Annotated in this window: 19 protein-coding genes and 1 pseudogene; 7 read left to right on the plus strand and 13 right to left on the minus strand. The window is 51.1% G+C overall.

Going from position 1 to position 18,373, the window contains the following annotated elements:
* Both Q7V06_RS00775 and Q7V06_RS00780 read left to right on the plus strand, forming a co-directional pair.
* Nucleotides 1-246: pseudogene (locus tag Q7V06_RS00775) on the plus strand (proline/glycine betaine ABC transporter permease); the annotation flags it as partial.
* A 121-nt stretch (nucleotides 247-367) separates the two neighbouring features.
* A complete protein-coding gene (locus Q7V06_RS00780; protein WP_304836624.1) occupies nucleotides 368-1,240 on the plus strand; it encodes a glycine betaine ABC transporter substrate-binding protein in 873 nt (290 codons plus the stop codon).
* 33 nt (nucleotides 1,241-1,273) lie between these two features.
* On the opposite strand, the gene Q7V06_RS00785 is transcribed toward Q7V06_RS00780, so the two are convergent.
* From Q7V06_RS00785 to Q7V06_RS00815, 7 genes are all read right to left on the minus strand, one after another.
* Nucleotides 1,274-2,392 carry a nitrogenase component 1 gene (locus tag Q7V06_RS00785; RefSeq protein WP_304836627.1) on the minus strand — a complete coding sequence of 373 codons (1,119 nt, stop codon included), beginning with the start codon at nucleotides 2,390-2,392 and terminating at the stop codon, nucleotides 1,274-1,276.
* Nucleotides 2,361-3,410, minus strand: a complete 1,050-nt coding sequence (locus tag Q7V06_RS00790) for a nitrogenase component 1 (RefSeq protein ID WP_304836630.1) — start codon at nucleotides 3,408-3,410, stop codon at nucleotides 2,361-2,363. The genes Q7V06_RS00785 and Q7V06_RS00790 overlap by 32 nt, the downstream gene beginning before the upstream one ends.
* The gene (gene cfbC / locus Q7V06_RS00795) at nucleotides 3,370-4,185 is read right to left on the minus strand and encodes a Ni-sirohydrochlorin a,c-diamide reductive cyclase ATP-dependent reductase subunit (RefSeq protein ID WP_304836634.1); all 816 of its coding nucleotides are present in this window, start codon (nucleotides 4,183-4,185) and stop codon (nucleotides 3,370-3,372) included. The genes Q7V06_RS00790 and cfbC overlap by 41 nt, the downstream gene beginning before the upstream one ends.
* A gap of 62 nt (nucleotides 4,186-4,247) precedes the next feature.
* Nucleotides 4,248-5,711: a TrkH family potassium uptake protein gene (locus Q7V06_RS00800; protein ID WP_304836637.1), complete on the minus strand. Its 1,464-nt coding sequence runs from the start codon at nucleotides 5,709-5,711 to the stop codon at nucleotides 4,248-4,250.
* A 46-nt stretch (nucleotides 5,712-5,757) separates the two neighbouring features.
* Entirely contained in the window at nucleotides 5,758-6,714 is a 957-nt protein-coding gene (locus tag Q7V06_RS00805) for a phosphoribulokinase (RefSeq protein ID WP_304836640.1), read from the minus strand.
* Nucleotides 6,715-6,753: 39 nt separating this feature from the next.
* Nucleotides 6,754-7,767, minus strand: coding sequence for a flap endonuclease-1 (gene fen, locus Q7V06_RS00810; protein WP_304836643.1), 1,014 nt, complete (start codon nucleotides 7,765-7,767; stop codon nucleotides 6,754-6,756).
* A gap of 11 nt (nucleotides 7,768-7,778) precedes the next feature.
* Entirely contained in the window at nucleotides 7,779-8,093 is a 315-nt protein-coding gene (locus Q7V06_RS00815; protein WP_304836646.1) for a hypothetical protein, read from the minus strand.
* A 53-nt stretch (nucleotides 8,094-8,146) separates the two neighbouring features.
* Here Q7V06_RS00815 and Q7V06_RS00820 point away from each other — a divergent pair, with 53 nt between their 5' ends.
* Nucleotides 8,147-9,064 carry a presenilin family intramembrane aspartyl protease PSH gene (locus tag Q7V06_RS00820; RefSeq protein ID WP_304836649.1) on the plus strand — a complete coding sequence of 306 codons (918 nt, stop codon included), beginning with the start codon at nucleotides 8,147-8,149 and terminating at the stop codon, nucleotides 9,062-9,064.
* On the opposite strand, the gene Q7V06_RS00825 is transcribed toward Q7V06_RS00820, so the two are convergent.
* Nucleotides 9,000-9,980 carry a GTPase gene (locus Q7V06_RS00825; RefSeq protein WP_304836675.1) on the minus strand — a complete coding sequence of 327 codons (981 nt, stop codon included), beginning with the start codon at nucleotides 9,978-9,980 and terminating at the stop codon, nucleotides 9,000-9,002. The genes Q7V06_RS00820 and Q7V06_RS00825 overlap by 65 nt on opposite strands.
* Before the next feature lie 46 nt (nucleotides 9,981-10,026).
* Here Q7V06_RS00825 and Q7V06_RS00830 point away from each other — a divergent pair, with 46 nt between their 5' ends.
* Nucleotides 10,027-10,905 (plus strand): CBS domain-containing protein, encoded by an 879-nt coding sequence (locus tag Q7V06_RS00830; protein ID WP_304836653.1) that lies wholly within the window; start codon nucleotides 10,027-10,029, stop codon nucleotides 10,903-10,905.
* Between the two features lie 58 nt (nucleotides 10,906-10,963).
* On the plus strand, nucleotides 10,964-11,212 hold the full coding sequence (locus tag Q7V06_RS00835; protein WP_304836655.1) for a PRC-barrel domain-containing protein: 249 nt from the start codon (nucleotides 10,964-10,966) through the stop codon (nucleotides 11,210-11,212).
* Nucleotides 11,213-11,217: 5 nt separating this feature from the next.
* Here Q7V06_RS00835 and Q7V06_RS00840 read toward each other — a convergent pair whose 3' ends face one another.
* The 5 genes from Q7V06_RS00840 to Q7V06_RS00860 are packed head-to-tail and all read right to left on the minus strand — an operon-like array spanning nucleotide 11,218 to nucleotide 16,682.
* Nucleotides 11,218-11,910 (minus strand): phosphoglycolate phosphatase, encoded by a 693-nt coding sequence (locus Q7V06_RS00840; protein WP_304836657.1) that lies wholly within the window; start codon nucleotides 11,908-11,910, stop codon nucleotides 11,218-11,220.
* Nucleotides 11,904-12,878, minus strand: a complete 975-nt coding sequence (gene radA, locus Q7V06_RS00845; protein ID WP_304836661.1) for a DNA repair and recombination protein RadA — start codon at nucleotides 12,876-12,878, stop codon at nucleotides 11,904-11,906. The genes Q7V06_RS00840 and radA overlap by 7 nt, the downstream gene beginning before the upstream one ends.
* Before the next feature lie 36 nt (nucleotides 12,879-12,914).
* The gene (locus Q7V06_RS00850; protein ID WP_304836664.1) at nucleotides 12,915-14,225 is read right to left on the minus strand and encodes an OB-fold nucleic acid binding domain-containing protein; all 1,311 of its coding nucleotides are present in this window, start codon (nucleotides 14,223-14,225) and stop codon (nucleotides 12,915-12,917) included.
* Between the two features lie 10 nt (nucleotides 14,226-14,235).
* Complete coding sequence (gene lysA / locus Q7V06_RS00855) at nucleotides 14,236-15,531, minus strand: diaminopimelate decarboxylase (RefSeq protein WP_304836678.1); 1,296 nt, start codon at nucleotides 15,529-15,531, stop codon at nucleotides 14,236-14,238.
* Nucleotides 15,532-15,533: 2 nt separating this feature from the next.
* Complete coding sequence (locus tag Q7V06_RS00860) at nucleotides 15,534-16,682, minus strand: LL-diaminopimelate aminotransferase (RefSeq protein WP_304836667.1); 1,149 nt, start codon at nucleotides 16,680-16,682, stop codon at nucleotides 15,534-15,536.
* Nucleotides 16,683-16,793: 111 nt separating this feature from the next.
* On the opposite strand from Q7V06_RS00860, the gene nifS reads away from it, so the two are divergent.
* The gene (nifS, locus tag Q7V06_RS00865) at nucleotides 16,794-17,975 is read left to right on the plus strand and encodes a cysteine desulfurase NifS (RefSeq protein ID WP_304836670.1); all 1,182 of its coding nucleotides are present in this window, start codon (nucleotides 16,794-16,796) and stop codon (nucleotides 17,973-17,975) included.
* Between the two features lie 5 nt (nucleotides 17,976-17,980).
* On the plus strand, nucleotides 17,981-18,373 hold a 393-nt coding region (gene nifU / locus Q7V06_RS00870; protein ID WP_304836673.1), incomplete at its 3' end, for a Fe-S cluster assembly scaffold protein NifU.

The raw sequence follows: 18,373 nt of genomic DNA on the forward strand, positions 1-18,373 counted from the left end.
CCGGTAGCACTTCCGACGATCATGGCAGGCGTGAACCAGTGCATCATGCTCGCCCTCTCGATGGTTGTCATCGCATCGATGATCGGAGCTGGAGGACTTGGGTACCAGGTGTTGGTTGGGATCCAGCGGGTCGATATCGCGATGGGTTTTGAAGCGGGTCTTGCGATTGTTATCCTCGCAATTATCCTTGATCGGATCACCCAGAGCTTGATCACGTCAGGTCCGACAGAGGCAGACAAGAGGTGATCTCATCGGAAATATCTTCTATAATTTAAAGATACTCAATAAATCTTTTCACATATAAACCCCCAAACTGAATCGGTCTATTATGACTCCTAAATTTATTACTCAAGTATGGTGAAAATACATGACTTCTAAACACATGGTAATTTCTATCATTGCAGGTCTGATCCTCATCTCAGCACTTCTGGTATCAGGGTGTGTGGATGAGAAGCCAGCAGAACCAGCAAAAGAGATCTCAATTGGGTATGTCACCTGGGACTGTGCCATATCAAGCACAAATGTCCTGAAGGCTACGTTAGAAGATGCAGGATATACGGTGAATCTCATCGCAGTCGATGCAGGCCCCCTCTATGCCGGGCTTGCACGTGGTGATATTGATGTCACCACAACCGCATGGCTCCCCCACACTCACGGCGCATACTGGGAGCAGTACGGCGACAACCTCGTGTATGTCAATGAGAATATCAAAGGATCGGCCCGTATCGGTCTTGTTGTTCCGACATATGTCACCATCAACTCGATCGAGGAGATGAACGGTGTTGCTGATTCATTTGATGGAAAGATCATTGGTATCGATCCGGGCGCGGGAATTATGTCCGCAACAGAGAATGCAATTGATGAATACGCCCTCAATTATGAATTGGTTGCGAGCAGCAGTGGCGGAATGGCAGCTGAACTGAGATCAAAGATCAACAGTGAAGAGTGGGTCGTCGTTACCGGATGGGCGCCACACTGGAAGTTTGGCCGTTATGACCTGAAGTTCCTCGATGATCCAAAAGGCGTCTATGGTGATGCTGAAGACATCGTCACCATCTCACGTGTTGGACTCAAAGAGGATAAGCCGGAGGCTTATGCAATCCTTGAACGTTTCCAGTGGACAGCTGACGATATTGCGGTTGTCATGACCAGCATTGAAGGTGGCATGCCCGAAGAGGAAGCTGCACGTGCATGGATCACAGCAAACCCAACGACGGTTTCATACTGGATCAACGGATGAGCTTGTATGCCGGGTCAACCCCACATAGACTCATCAAACTCTCTTTTTCTTATCCATAAGTGCGTTCAATATCATCTCGACCGCAGTGATGACACCTTCAATGCCCGCAAGTGGTCGGCTTCCGATAACAATCCGTCCACGAATCGGGGGGGTCACACCGACAAAGCCGGCATCAGGTTTCATCTGAGCTTCATATGAAGAGCCGATGATAAGATTATAGGAGTCACCATGCAGAGCATCCGCGATCTGATCGTAGTCGGTGACAGCCGGGAGATCAGTCTCATTCCTTCTGAGGATCAAGGGAGTATCTGATCCAAGATACCGTACAAGAAGATCAGCGAAAAATCCTGCATACCCGGCCTGAGAACATATAGCGGCATTTGGAGGGTCGTTTCTCCGGAGATACTTCTCACAGACAGCAATCACCATCTCTTCTGCCCAGTCACACTCTGCCAGAACAGAAGAGGGGTCCCCGGACAGAGAAGAGAACGTCTTCTTAATGGCAGAGAATCCAAGGAGTGTTCCCCCTTCATATCCTGAGGCTGTATAATCGGGATTCGCATAGACTGTAACAGGCGCCAGACGCGAGAGCGCATCCAGCCGGTCATAGGAGATGACAGCACCAACGGGTATCCCTGCCATCGCAAGGAGCCGTCTTGATTCATGGAGATTTCCACGGTGGAAGGGATCAAGAAGGCAGATACCTCCGATATTAACACCCTCTGTCGTAACAGTCGCCTCCCTCAGTAGCACCTCAGAGGCGATCCGGTATCCGGCCTCGGCACCCCCAAGAAAACCGGGTGAGTCGATGAGAAGAGCTGAAAAACCATCCAGCTCAGATGCGAGATCTTCCCCCATCAATGCAGGAACGCAGGAGGTGACAACTGCCACCCTTTCTGAATCCTTTGAGACATCCGAGATGACCGAACGGAGGCGATCACCTGTGCCGAAGATCACCTCATCCTGCATAATAAACGAGCCGAAGAGTGGTGCCTTGATGAGGGATCTCGGATAGTAGTAACAGCCGCTTGAACCATGGATCACCACAGAGAGTCCACGAAAACCCGCAAGAAAGGCTGCCGCACCGGTCAGGGCACATGGCCAGACAGGGTTTGTACATTCAGGCACGGGAAAGAGACCTCCGCCATGCATGCAACATCCTTTTTGTTCCGGCAGTTCCAACAGGGGGATCATACGGCAGGGGAAGAAGATGGCCGGATGCGGTCTTCTTCATTCCAAGTACCTGTATCATTGATTCCGCAACATCTGCCGAACCGGGGTTTGCACTCTTTGGGTCAAATGTAACAGAGAGGCCGGACAGATCAGAGAATGTATCATAGAGATCTTCCAGATGACCCTCCTCATCCCTGATTGCCGGGAGGGAATCGATCCCGCCAGATTCACCAAGGGATCGGAGAAAGTTGAGGGTGCCATCAGGCCCAATAGGAAAACCTGAGATGATCGATGTGCCAAACCGTTCTCTGAGTGCTGACCCGACAGGCTCAAGTGAGGGATCTCTCAGGACGGCAAGAGGGGCTACACTGATCCTCTGGCACGCAGGCGCAGGCATTCTCCGGACAAAACGGAGGCCGGTATGGAGGCCAAGAAGAGATATCAGCCGTGAGACTTCGTCAAAGTTTTCGTCAGCCTCATATTCGAGATTCTTTTCGCCAACGATCATCACACCCTCTTCGGGAGAGGAAGCCATAGAGGGGGATAGAGGAATAAGACTCAGAAGAGCATTTTTAATCCCTTCGGAGAAACCACCGCCGAGAAAACCTGAACCCGGAATATATACGACAGGTATCCCTCTTGGCTTCCGACATACTGCGGCAGTATCATCACCGATGGTATCTGCAATGCAGGTGGAGACAACACAGATGAGTGCCGGGTCAAGTGCCTCTGCCGCATCAATCGCATGCAGAAGGGCATCTTCACCACCAAAGATCACATCCTCCTCAAGCACATTGCTTGATATAAACCGTGGAAGATCGAATGAATCGATCTCTGCGAGTGATGCATACAGAAGAGAGGCATTATGATGGGTGCAGCCGGAGGGCCCATGAATCACGGTGACTGCATCATCAAGAAAACCGGTGACCGAAAGAACACCGGTTAACGTGCATCCTTCACTCCTTGAGATATCGATAGGCGAGCGATTCGAGATCATCCATTGAGAGCGGCGTTGGAACGGAGAATTCCGTATTCATAAGGATTGCATCTGCACAGCTTCGGTAGACCATCGCCTGGGAAGAGTCCGGGGCATATTCAAGTACAGTCTTCTTATTCAGTTCAGCCTGCTGAACGGTAGGAGACCGTGGTATGAACGCGATCAGCTTTGAACCGATGGCAGTTGCAAATTCAGAGACGAGTGCTTCTTCATCAGGGATATTCTTACCATTCCCGATCACACCACCCAGCCGGACCTGACTCCTGCTGTTTGAACTGAGTCGTGCAATCGCTTTTGCGATATTATTTGCTGCATAGAGAGACATCAACTCCCCTGATGTGACAAGGTAGACCTCTTTTGCATACCCTTCCCGCATCGGCATCGCAAAGCCTCCGCAGACGACGTCTCCAAGAACGTCATAGACGATCAGATCACCCCTGAGTGCTCCGAGTTTCTCAAGGAGCTGAAACGTTGCGATAATTCCACGGCCCGCACAACCGATTCCAGGCTCAGGACCTCCGGCTTCGACACAGCGGACACCGGAATAACCTGTGAAGATGACATCGCTTGTCGAGACATCTTTCTGTTGTTCACGGATTACATCAAGAACAGTTGGGATCACACGACCATGCATCAGCATTCTGGTGCTGTCATGTTTTGGGTCGCAGCCAATCTGAAGGATATTCAGCCCTTTATCCGACCATGCTGCCGATAAATTTGCCGACGTTGTCGACTTTCCGATACCGCCCTTTCCATAGAGGGCAATCTGTCTCATCACTGATACATGGGCTGTTAAAGAGTATAGAAGTTGTGATAACTCCACCATGATTGCAGAAATCAGGTCCTCTCAAATCCTTTGACAAGGCCGACGATAAGAACAATAATCGGGAGAATCTCAAGACGACCAAGCCACATCAGGAAGATGAAAAGGATCTTTGATCCATTCGACATCGTGGGAGATATTGGACCTGTTGACATCCCATTGTTACTGAGTGCAGAGATAACTTCGAAGATAATATGACTGGTATCCGAGACCAAACCCTCAAACTGGAGGAATAAAATCGTACTGGAGAAGAGGATGATGAAATAGAGGATGATGACGAGCATATTCTTCGAGACCTCATACTCCGCGATCATCTTCGGGATGCTCCTGCCTTCATGACGGAACGGAATAACAGCCCGTCCTGAGACGAAGATCCGTCGGAACCACCAGACAAGACCATCATAGCAGATCAGGACCCTACCAAGCTTGATGCCTCCGGCAGTGCTCCCGCTCGATCCCCCAATGATCATCATTGCTGTCAAAACGAGGATGGTGGCATGCGGCCAGAGGCCGAGATTCGTATTCTGAAAACCGGTAGACGTTGCCGCAGATACGACCATGAAAAGCCCGTACCGAATCGAATCGGGGATGGTCAGCCCGTTGAGATTGATGAGATCATAGGTGACGATGAGGATACCTGATGCGATGATGGCAAAGAGGAGGATGGCCTGAAGATCGCGGAAGAACAAAGAGATCCGCTTTGCATACAGCATGAAGTAGAGTTTGAAGGGGAGCGCCCCTGCGATCATCACCGGGATGAGGAGTATCTCCAGAAAAGGATTGTTATAATTGACAATTCCGGCATCATACATTGTAAAGCCGCCTGATGAGATGGCAGAAAACACCAGGTTCATTGCATCCCAGAGACCCACTCCAGAAAGCATGACAAGACCGATACCGGCGAAGGTAAGTGCGATATATATCTTCCACATCTGAGCCCCGGTATCCACCACACTCGGCATGAATGCTTCAGACCGCGCTTCAGACCGATAGAGTCCCCGCTGGACAAGACCGGATCTGTTCACCATCGCAACCGTGAATGCGACGATCCCCATACCACCAAGCCATTGCATAAGGGATCTCCAGAAGAGGAGAGTCTTTGGAAAGTCATCAAGACCTGATGCGAGTGTCAGACCTGTTGTGGTCCATCCGGACATTGCTTCAAAGACGCTGTCGATGTATGGCATCCCGGCAATAAGATAAAAGGGAATAGCTCCGATAAGCGAAGCAATAAGCCATATCAAGGCGACCGCACTCAACGCAACCGAGAGGCGTGCCTGTTTGCTGGAGTGGGGAGCAATCCTGAGTAAACTGCCGAGTGTGAAGAAGATGATCGGGACAAGAGCCATCGGAATAAAGGCATCCCATTCGGCATAGATGACCGCAATTACCAGCGGAGCAAACGAGGCGAGAGCCATGAACTGGAGGATACCTCCGATATCACGGGCAATGATCGAGAAATGCTCCATCCGATCCATAGTACATCAGTGATTACCTGTATCACCGTAAATAGATTCACCGGAATCAGGCGGCGATCTCTTCATGATCACACCGCCTGCAGATGATACGCCATGCGATGAGGAGGGCGATGACATCTGTTGCAGACACCTGCCTGCCGGGGAAGAACGGAAGAGCGCAGACCTCGGTCTGCGCCTCAATGCTCTCCTCAAGAGAACGGGCAAAACCATAAGGCAGATATCCATCCATCGTGAGCGAAAGGAGACTCCGGCCATCCAGAACGACACCTGATCCCTCAATACAGAAAGGACCGTCTGCAAGGGGCAGCACCCTGGAGAGATCAAGGGTGAGAGGGACATGCGGGAGACATGTCAGAAGAGGATTTTGTGCAAGAGAGACGCGATAGGGGGGATTCTCCATAGTGGATGAACACCTGCTCTCTTCAATTCGAACAATCAGGTCTGCATACTGCCGCTGAAACGCCACATATTGAAGATAATCGGGCTCCCTTCTCCTAATCTCAGCCAGAACATCCTCCTGGCTGTGTCCACGGTCTCCGACATCGCGCCGGATCTTCCAGGCATATTTCACATCACGATCGGGATCAACGAAGATCGAGAGGTCGATCAGATTTCGGATCTCTTCACTGAAGAGCGTATGAAGACCTTCAAGGATGATGATGCGTCCTGGAGAGAATACAACATCCGGATCGAAAGTGCCTGTCGTATGATTATAAACCGGCTTCCGTATCATCTCACCGCGCCGTAATGCGGCGATATCAGAAGCAAGACGGTCAAAACGGTTAGCATCCGGGTGGAGTGGGGTAATGCCCTTATCAGATCGCTCCTTTCGGTCATACCGATGGTAATCATCCAGGGTAATCGTAGCTACGACCGAAGGTCCAAGGATGATCCGTATCAGTTTTGTAAATGTTGTCTTTCCAGAACCACTGTCCCCGGCAACACCGATGATGAAAGGAGTGTCCAGACCACAGGCAGCATCCCGATACTCACCAAATTCCATAGTTGATGGTGTGATCTGAGTCGCATTAGTCTTCCGGGATCAGAACCAGGCATCAAGCCTCTGCTGACCCGACATCCCTTTTGGCGGACCTGCAATCCTGTTGAGAACAGGCTGTACCCGCTCTGTTGAAAAACCGTACTCGGAACAGAGGATCTCTACTACAAGATCAGAGTCCGGGGAGCGCCATTCCGGGTGAAAATCTCGTGTTATTGGAGGGGAGAGGAAGAACTCCATGATCGGAACGGGATCGAGGTCAGGAGCTTTCTCTGCGATCGTCTCATGAAAGTGCCCATCCCTTACGATCTTCATTGCCTTCTTCGGACCAATCCCATAGATCCCCTCATTAAAGTCCGTTCCGACAAGGATGGCAATCTGAACGAGCATCTCCCGCGTAATTCCCAGGGTTTCAAGAAGTTCAAAGAGATAAATCCGCTCAGGTGAGATGGTCACAGACTTCCCCCTGATCCGACGTTTTCCAGAAACCGTCAGGTTCCTGACCAGCACCGAAGCACCAAAGAGGAGTGAATCATAATCCTGGGAGACCGAATATGTGGCAATTCCGGCATCAACAAAGAATGCAGACTGTGCTTCGCCTTCTGAAGGAGCTACCATCCAGGGCACTCCCAGGGCATCAAGGAGGCGCTGGCCGCTCTCAATAATTGCCCGATCGACCTTTGAGGATTGCATCGCCGCGCGGTATGCAGCCTCGGTATCCCCTCGGCTCAGGGCATCATCCCACTGTTCTTTGCCTGCTTCCCGAATTTCGCGCCTTTTTGAAAGAGTCTTCGCCTTCAGGGAGGGGGGAGTGCCATCAAAGATGTAGAATGGCCTGATCCCATGCTCAAGGAAGTATGTGGTTCTGAAGAGGAGACCTGACAGGTGAGAGGTGACCCGCCCTCTGTCATCCTGCAATGGTGTTCCGTCTGCCTGCCTGATGATAGAGAGGAACTGATAGAGTGCATTATTGGCATCAATAGCTGCCACTCCGAAGAGAGCATCCCATTCGACGGGATGGCGGCACCCTTCCAGTAATGGCCGTAGTGGAACTCCCATCCCTTACACCGTCAGCGGTACATACGGCGTGTCATGCCGTCCACGATCTCGCCGAGCTGCTCAACGGTTCTATCATATTTACGGTTGAGGCTTGATGAGATCTCTTCAAGGTTCACCCGCATCGTCCTCTCTCTGGCGACGATATTCTCTTCAAGGCTCCGAATCTTCATTCCAAGTGAGACGAAGAGACCGCCAAGAGACAGCATCATCAGGGTTGCTCCCACCGCGATCGTTATATCCTGCCAGAGCCGGAGTACGAGCAGGAGGGTGGAAAGCACCATCACGACGATGAGGATCAGATCCCGCATAGAATCACGAAGGTTCATGTTTTACCATAGAAGAACCATAAAGATTAAGCTACCTATCCGGAGCAGAACATATGGAGCGACGAAATCTTCCAGCCATTCTTGGTATGCCAATAATTCTCCTTGCTGTCATCGTTGGTGGGGTCCTGCTGGCCTCCCCCGTCACTGAAGCCGGCCTGACTGCGTTTGAAGACCCGGATTCAATGGCAAATCCGTTCATCTTCCTTGCCATCCTCCTTATATTTACTGCATTGCTTCTTCTGCTCATCCGAGCGGCAAAACAGCAGCTGATCAGTCTGATCATCGGCGGCGCCATCTTTCTCACCTACATCTATGTCTTCCAGGCGATCCTGTACACCTTTGTCGGAGACGGAATCCTATTGATGATCGGACCTGTCGCCCTTGCGGGGGTTTCTGTCATCATTCTGTACCGGTATCCGAGATGGTATGTAGTAGATGCTCTTGGGATCATTCTTGCCTCAGGTGTTGCGGCGATATTTGGTGCATCACTTGCCATACTGCCTGTTGTCATTCTCCTTGCCATCCTCGCAATCTATGATGCGATATCGGTCTATCGGACGAAGCATATGATCACCCTTGCGGAAGGGGTGATGGATCAGAAGATGCCGATCCTCTTCATCATCCCAAAAGAGCGGGGTTACACCGGCACCTATGAGAAGATAAGAGCATCAGAAGAGGATCAGGAATCCCCAAAAGATGATGTGAAGAAAGAGCGCGGTACGTTTCTGATGGGAATGGGGGATGCTATCATGCCCGCAATCCTCGTCGTATCCGCCTATACCTTTTTATCAAGCCCTATTCCAGCAATTGGAGCTGCAATAGGGTCATTTGTCGGATTAGGAGTCCTGCTGATGATGGTCTTCTCCGGAAAACCCCAGGCAGGACTTCCCCCATTAAACGGGGGAGTTATTCTTGGTTTTCTTGCAGCATGTAGTCTGGTATCCGAATGGTCGTGGGTGTTCGTTCTTTAAGTGCTGCTTCAAGAACTTCTTCGACCCCTTCTTTTGTCACTGTTGACATATTCAATACACCCTCATACCTGACAAGATCAGCTTTGTTTGCCACAACGATCACCGGAACCTTGGCAAATCCTCTGACTTCTTCAAGGAGCAGCTCCTGGGTGGCAAGATCGTATCCGCAATGTTCACTTGCATCAATGATGAAGATGATCAGATCAGCTACATAAATGAGGGCATTCAGTGCCTGCCGCTCGATTTTGTTCCTTTCCCGTGTACCTGACGCATCAAGAATACCCGGCGTATCAATGAACTGGACACGCTCACGCCATGAGATGTCACGGTGGCCGACAAACACTCCTTTGGTGGTGAACGGATACGACGCAACCTCGGGTGTCGCTGTCGAGACAAGCCTTATGAACGAACTCTTCCCGACATTCGGATACCCTGCAATAACGATGGTAAATTCGTCAGATGATACAATCGGGAGTTTACGAAGGATATTTCGTGCATCATTCAGATACCGGAGATCCTTATCGATCTGATGGACGATTGAAGCGATCCGTGCAACCGCCTGTTTTCTTGTCGCAAGGCTGTCGGATGATCGCCGCATCGACTTTGCGATATCCATCCCTTTATCACGTGAATGCCATGCCGCCCAGCCGACTCCACCAAAGGCCTTTCTCATCTCTTCAATTCCAAAGAGGATCTCCACAAGATCCCGGTAGAAGGGAGGAAGGGTATCAAGTTCAGGGAAAGACTGGATGATCGAGACCAGTTTGTCATGCACTGCCTGGGTGACCGCCCGCACAAACTCCTCATTTGCACGATCCTTGTTTTTCTTCTCCCGCATCTTCTTTGCAGCACGGCGGAAACTCCGGTCAAGTATCTCATCTGCCGTTGGAACAGTTGGTATTTTATCAAACATCAGTTACGTTTCCCCAAGATATTTATCAGGATATGAATGAACAATCATTATGGATCTCTCACTTATCCAGAAAGATATTCTTATAACATTAATCTCCCTCTATCATCAACATTCTCATCCTATTAAAGGAGACGATATAGCAGGTATAATCAAGAGGAATCCCGGGACTGTACGAAACCAGATGCAGGCATTAAAGGCGCTTGGCCTTGTTGATGGCATTCCGGGACCTAAAGGCGGATATCACCCCACTGCACAGGCCTATAAAGAGCTCAATATCAGACCAACCGACAACGAGGCCGAGGTCACCATATCTAAAAACGGAGTTCCGATCGAGGGAATCCGGGTAACCGAGATAGACTTCACCACCCTCTGCCACCCTGACCTCTGCCACTCTCTTATTAAGATCGTCGGAAGTGTCCGGGATTTTATGATCGGTGAAGAGATTACCATTGGTCCTACCCCCGTCAATAAACTGATGATCCGGGGGGAAGTATTTGGCCGTGACGAGATTCAGGGTGCGCTCCTCATCTCCATATCTGAGATGACCTCACTTCCAAAGAAATCAATCCGCTACTACATGAGTGCACCTCTTATCAGTATCCCTCCACAAACTTCGATAAAAAAAGTGATAGCTATCTGCTTAGAACACAGAATTCATGGAGTTCCGATTATTCTGAATGAAGAGCTTCAGGGTATCGTCACGCTCACCGACATCATAAAGGCAATAGATGCCGGTATGCCTCTCGATACAGAGATCAGGACCATCATGACTCATGATGTCATCGAAGCTCCTGCAAATACCCGCCTTTATGAGGTTATCAGGCGGTTTAAAGAGCGTGAGATAGGAAGGCTGATCGTCGTTGATGAGGGGAGACCAATCGGCATCCTTACACAATCAGATATTATACGAGTCTTTCCCACCCTTTAACGCCTTTTTTTCAAGGAAATGAGAATAATTTATATAGTTATCAACCAACCATCATTCTATGACAAAAGCGTTTGCTCGTACGCTTCGGCGCAAGAAGATCATGAGCAGTGACGGCAAGGTTATCGGGCAACTCAAGAATATCATCATCGATGTCACGAGTGGCCAGGTGATCAATATGATCGTTAAACCTGATACGGGATTTGACACCTCAAGCTACAAACTCGATAATGACTGTATGCTCATACCGTTTGAAGCGGTCAAGGACATAAAGGATTATATTGTGGTTGACCGGTATATGCTCAGATGATATATTTAACCGAAGCGTTCAAGAGCAGAAAGTACACCATCTGAAAAACCATCACCAAATGAGTGTTCTGTAACCATATCAGCAACTTTTTTCAGGCGCTCACTTCCATTTGCCATCGTTATCGAATAACCAACGCACTCAAGCAGTTCAAGATCATTATCCGAGTCCCCGACCGCAAGAAAATCCAGGGGAGATAATGAAAGGAGTGGCGCAAGCTCTGCAAGTGCAGTCCCTTTGGAGATCCCCGGAGACTGGAGATGGATCGCAAAACCGGTATCTATCACCCTGACAGGCAAATCAGAGACGACTGAGCGCACCTCATCCACCGGGACTGTGCGGGCAAATGCGACATCCGCAAATCTGAGTGCCATACTATAAGGAATCAGATCGATCCCCTGATTCAGGAAATGTGCGGAGAGGCGATCGTATGCTGCAAGGCAGACAGATCGGTCTCCGGTAATCTGAGGGGTGCCATCAAATCCGGTCTGAAAAACCCCGCCATTCTCACCGATCACTGCACCATTCGTTCCGATCATCCGGGCGATGGCATCAAGAAAACAGATGGTGTTTCCTGATGCCAGCACCACAGGAATACCCCGATCGATGAAGAGACGGATAGTCTCGATGGCGCGGAGATTGATCCTCCGGTTCTCATCGGTCAGTGTTCCGTCAATATCACAGACGAGTGCCTTCAGCACGGCTTGATACCCGCCTTCTCAACCATAAACGTTGCCTCTCCCTCAGGAAGATTCGGACTGTCAACAAGCCTTGCAATCCGTTTACCTGCCTTGCTCTTTCTGAGATAGAGCCGAAATGTCGCCGAATGACCAACGATGTTTCCGCCGATCGGTTTTGTGGGGTCCCCAAAGAAGACACCCGGATTTGACATCACCTGATTGGTGACGAGGGCGACACCATTGTGTTCATCAACGAGTTTGAAGAGTTCATGCATATGCCGGTTCAGTTTCTGCTGACGTGTTGCCAGGGTGCCACGGCCTGCATACTCTGCACGGAAGTGTCCGGTAAGCGAATCGATGATGAAGAGACGGATCGGCATGCCACTCTCTTTCTTCTCATTTGCCAGATCACGCGCGGTATCGATGAGCAGCATCTGGTGATCAGAGGTGTGAGCACGCGCAACATGAATATGGGAGAGGACTTCCTCAGGAGTTCCCACCTCACAGTCCACCTCAAGCCCTTCAACCATCTGGGTGATACGTTCCGGACGGAAGGTATTCTCTGTATCGATGAAGATACAACCACCGCCGAGGCCTCCATACTCCTCGGGGAGCTGGCAGTTCACTGCCATCTGATGAGCGATCTGACTTTTTCCCGACCCAAACTCACCATACAGCTCGGTGATCGCCTGGGTCTCTATACCCCCACCAAGCAGATCATCAAACTCAGGAACAAAGGTTCTGAGTTTTCTGACCTCCTGCCTGCGGAGGAGCACATCGGTCCCGGTCTTGAAACCACCAATATCAGCGATCTCGCGTGCCCCTTTGATCATCTTCTTCGCAGTCGCCTCGCCTATCTCCGCAGCCTCAGCGAGATCAACCGGCGATGCGGTTGCGATGCTCTCAACAGTACTATAACCGGCCTCACGGAGCCGCTCAGCGGTCGCCGGACCTACACCAGGAACTTCTTCCAGATCGATTGCAGACATATCTTCCAACTCCTTATTTGAGATATACTCTGATATTCAGACAGAGAGATTATCAAGTCTGACCTCGGGGGGCGAAAGTGAAGAGCCGCAGAGTGCCTCTGCGCGCACCTCAAGATCAGTTGGATCAACAGGGATTGGTTCAGCCTCATCAACCAGAAACCTCCTCCCGGAAAGCCGTCCTTTTAAACGGAAACGGGATGCCAGCGGGAGAACAGCATATTCAAGAATATAGAGATTTCCAGCATCAAATACCGAAATTCCTTCAGGTGAGAGGATCGTCACACCTTCAACCACCATCTCTTCCGAGACATCCGGGATCACACGGATGGCACTGCCAAACCCAACTGAGAGTTCGACATCACCATACCGGTTCAGTCGTGCCGAAGCATTGTAGACCTCGATCGTTTCACCACAGAGGAAGGGGTCCCGCGCCCGCTCCCCCCAGATTACTATTCTGAGGGGGCCATCGATGAAGAGGTTGCGAACCCATGAAGCTTCACCCCTCCGGGTTGTAAATGGTCGTGCCGGGTGGAGGGTTGTGATCGTCCCCCGAACAGAATATACCCCCTTATCCATCACCTCACCAGGGGGAGTAAGACAGATAGGCACCTCATGATCCAGCGGGAGGATACGGGTCTCCTCCTGAGCAACATATTCGATCCCCTCATCTGATGAGCGCCGCAGAGCCCCCTGTATCCTGACGGATGCACCTTCGGTTAGAGTATCAAAGAGGGCGGGACTCCAGGTGATAAACCTTGCACATCCGGTTGCATCTCCTATGATCGCTTCGGTTACCTTCCCCTCACCCCCATCTCTCCGGGTAATTGTGCGGGTTGGCCCAACAGCAAGAATACGAGCATCGATCTCAGTCTCCCTTGATAAAGTAGGTTTGGGAGTTGAATCAAGAGAGATCTCTACAGCCGTCTCTCTGACAGCAAGGGCATGCACCTCGGTTCTCCGCCCCTCCTTCGGCCGTCCGATCACCTCAATGACCGTACCCTCTTCAATCTCAACCACACCTGCTGCCATCTGATCCCATAGGACGAGTGTGACCGTACCGGTCTCATCGGCAACCTCAACTCTGGCAACACACCCCTCTGATCCATCGTCACGGGTGAACTCTTTTGGAGTTGATACTCCCGCCACCTTTCCATACAGAGAGACGAGAGTTGGGGAGGGTGTGATCGCACCGATCTTCTGGTGACTTCTCCCTGTCCCTTCAACAACGAGGAGTGCAGCTGCCGTCTCGTCGATCAACCCTCCATGAGAGGCAACCATCTCCTCTACCTGCCTGTCAAACTCTTCTCTGGTCAGAAGATCATCGACGAGGGCATAGTGGAATCTCACAGAGATCCTCTCATTCCTGCTGCCAGGAGGGAATTGCCATCGTACTGCAGAGGTCGTCGATCGTTTCTCCTCTTCTGATAACCTCTGCCCGGTCTCCCTTCACCATAATCTCAGGAGATCTCGGCCTCCCATTGTACTGAGATGACATGGCAAATCCATATGCACCAGTGTCAAGGACCGCGATGAGATCCCCTGTCTCAGGTACCGGAAGGAGACGATCTGCTGCGATGATATCTCCGGTTTCACAGATCGGCCCTGCAATCGTCACCTGCTCTTCACCAGGCATATCTGCCTTATTTGCCATGATCACCTCATGCCACGAGTCATACATCGCCGGACGGATGAGGAGGTTAAATCCTGCATCGACATTGGCAAACGTCTTGTATGCACGTTTCACCGAGTTCACTCTGGTAAGAAGAACGGTCGATTCGGCAACGAGCCAGCGACCCGGCTCAACCCAGAATTCAGGCGATATCCCTGCCTTCTCGATCCCTTCAAGGAAGACCGGCATGACGGCGGCGGCATACTCCTCAGGTGTCGGGGCAACATCGGTCTCCCGGTGATATGGCACTCCAAGACCACCACCGATATCCAGGAACTCGAGATCAACACCGATATCAGTCACCTCACCTGCAACCTTTGCCATAACGGCAGCGGCACGGGCAAACGGCTCGACATCAAGGATCTGTGACCCGATGTGGCAGTGCATCCCTACCGGGACGACATAGGGGGCATCGAGTGCTGCCTGATAGGCTGAGAGGATCTCACCGGCGGGGATTCCGAATTTGGTTGTTGCAAGCCCGGTTGCAATTTTTGGATGTGTCGGCACCTCAAGTGCCGGATTGACCCGAAATGCAACAGAGATCGTCTTCTTCAGATCAGACGCCACCTTTGAGAGCTGATGAAGTTCATCAAGCGAATCGACCGAGACACGAACCCCTGTCTCAACAGCGAGCCTGAGATCGGCGGCCGTCTTTGAACTTCCATTGAAGAGGAGGCGATCAGGTTTCATCCCTGCACGGAGAGCGAGGTTCAGCTCACCTGATGAGAATACATCCGCACCGGCACCGGCTCTGGCGAGTGCCCTGATGACTGCAAGATTACCATTCGCTTTAGCAGCAAAGAGAAGTCTGACGTGCGGATACCAGCTTGATAACGCGGATTCGTACCTCATATAGTTATCGAGGATCTGATCTTCATTTGTGACATAGAGCGGGGTTCCAAACTTCGCTGCAAGGTCGACGAGATCATGTGTTCCGGAGTTCAGATGTCCGTCTTTGATGGAAAGATGATTTGGAAGCTGCATCGTCATCGGCTCATCGCCTCCATACGTGCAACAGCCTCAGCGATCCGCTCAACCGATCGGGTGATGGCGAACCGGACATATCCTTCACCGTTTGCGCCAAACCCAATGCCCGGTGTGGCAACGATCCCTGCCTCATCAAGGAGACGGGCAGAAAACTTCATCGAATCATCGACCTTCATCCAGACATAGAAGGTGGCTTTTGGGGCCAGGACATCGAATCCAATGCTTCTGAGACCTTTAACAAGAACATCCCGCCGTTCCTGGTAGATCGAACAGGCTTCTGCCACACAGTCCTGCGGACCGTTTAAAGCAGCAACTCCGGCGAGCTGTACTGCGTCGAAGGCACCTGAGTCGATGTTCGTCTTTACACGGCCAAGCCCTGCGATGATCTCTTTGTTGCCAACAGCCATCCCAAGCCTCCATCCGGTCATATTGTAGGTCTTTGAGAGGGAGTGCATCTCAATGCCGACCTCCGATGCCCCGTCTGCCTCCAGAAACGATGGAGCCTTATACCCGTCGAAGGTGATCTCCGAGTAGGCATTGTCATGGACGGCAACGATTTTGTGCTCCCGTGCAAACGATACAACCTCTTCGAAGAACTTCATTGGGGCAATAGCAGCGGTTGGGTTGTTCGGATAGCCGAAGAAGAGGAGCTTCGTCTTTTTGAGAGTCTCTTTCGGCACTGCATCAAGATCCGGAAGGAACCCGTTCTCTTCATTGAGAGGGAGGGGATGACAGATCCCTTCAGCAAAGAGGGTTGACGTCTTGTACACCGGATACCCCGGATCTGTTGCAAGGACGACATCCCCCGGGTTCACAAACGCTTCGGGAACGTGAGCGATCCCTTCTTTTGACCCGATCAGGGTGATCACTTCACTCATCGGATCTGCTGTGACACCAAACCGGTTTTTGTACCAGGTGGCAACCGCTTCACGGTAGGTGGAGAGGCCAAGGTACGACGGGTAATGGTGAGTTGCAGGATCGCGGGCTGCAGTACAGAGTGCATCGACGATATGCGGAGGTGTCGGAAGATCCGGGTCACCGACACCGAGGTCGATGACATCGACACCTGAACGAATTTTTGCTCCTTTCATCTCGTCAATACGTGCAAAGAGATAGGGTGGAAGATTGTCAAGTCTGTCTGCGTACATTAGGGGTACTGTTCTTTTTTGGGGTACTTAAGAATCACTGACAGGATGGGATCTTTCCTGGTAACAAAAGGTTATTGCAGACAATGAAGATACCATGATACGAGGAGAGCAATGGAAGAAAAACGCCTTATTTACCTGGATCATGCAGCCACGACAAGAACACATCCCGACGTTGTATCTGCGATGCTTCCCTACTTCACAGAGCATTTCGGAAACCCTTCGTCGCTGTACGACCTCGCTTCTGCCTCGCGCACTGCTATTGAAGATGCCCGAAAGAAGGTAGCAACCGCAGTGGGAGCTGTACCTGAAGAGATCTTCTTCACTTCAGGTGGGACAGAGTCTGATAACTGGGCACTACGCGGAGTTGCTTCTGCGTATGGTAAGAAGGGTCGCCACATAATCACATCCGCAATTGAGCATCATGCCATACTTCACACCTGTGAAGCACTTGAAAGGGAGGGGTATGAGGTGACCTATCTTCCTGTGGACGAGTATGGCATGGTACAACCAGGAGCAGTCGAAGCGGCGATACGGCCCGATACGATCCTCATCTCGGTGATGCTTGCAAATAATGAGATCGGAACGATTCAACCTATCAAAGAGATAGGCGGGATTGCCCGATCACATAAAGTGCTCTTCCATACAGATGCAGTCCAGGGGGTGGGCCAGATCCCAATAGATGTCAGAGAACTGAATGTTGATCTCCTCTCGATCTCAGGCCACAAATTCAGTGGTCCAAAAGGGGTAGGGGCACTCTATATCAGACGAGGTACCAGGATTCACCCGCTTATTCATGGCGGGGCGCAGGAGAAGAAACGTCGGGCAGGTACAGAGAATGTCCCCGGAATCGTTGGTCTCGGTCGTGCAATCGAGCGTGCCATTGCCATCATGCCGGAGAAGTCAGAGCGACTGACAAAACTCCGTGATACACTCATTACAGGACTGCTCCGGATCCCAAAGAGCAGGTTAAACGGCCATCCGACAGAACGGCTCCCGAATAACGCAAACATCATCTTCGAATATATTGAAGGGGAGTCAATACTGCTCCTCCTGAATGCACACGGTATAGCTGCATCGAGTGGAAGCGCATGCACATCAGCTTCACTTGATCCCTCACATGTCCTCCTCGCCTGTGGAATACCGCATGAGGTTGCCCATGGGTCGCTCCGGCTGACACTTGGGGAAGAGACGACAGCAGAAGAGATAGCATATGTCCTTGATGTTGTTCCAAAAGTGGTACAGCGTCTCCGTGACATGTCCCCACTAACCCCAAAAGAACTCAGAACCAGGTGATAAACATGTACTCAGAGAAGGTAATGGACCATTTCATGAATCCACGCAACCAGCGTGAGATTCCTGATGCCGACGGAATAGGCGAGGTCGGCAACCAGAAGTGTGGTGATATCATGAGGATCTTCTTAAAGATCCGTGATGGCAGAGTCGAAGACGCATCGTTTCAGACCTTTGGATGCGGGGCTGCTGTTGCCTCCTCGTCTATGGCAACTGAGATGATCCTGGGTAAAACACTTGAGGAAGCATGGGAGATATCCAACAAAGCAGTCGCAGAAGCCCTGGAAGGACTCCCTCCACAGAAACTTCACTGCTCGGTTCTTGCTGAAGAGGCCATCCATGCGGCAATCAACGATTACCGGAAGAAACAGGGGCTTTCCCTCTGGGGGGAAAGCGGAACC

Source organism: Methanocalculus sp., from assembly GCF_030651615.1.
Lineage (GTDB): Archaea > Halobacteriota > Methanomicrobia > Methanomicrobiales > Methanocorpusculaceae > Methanocalculus.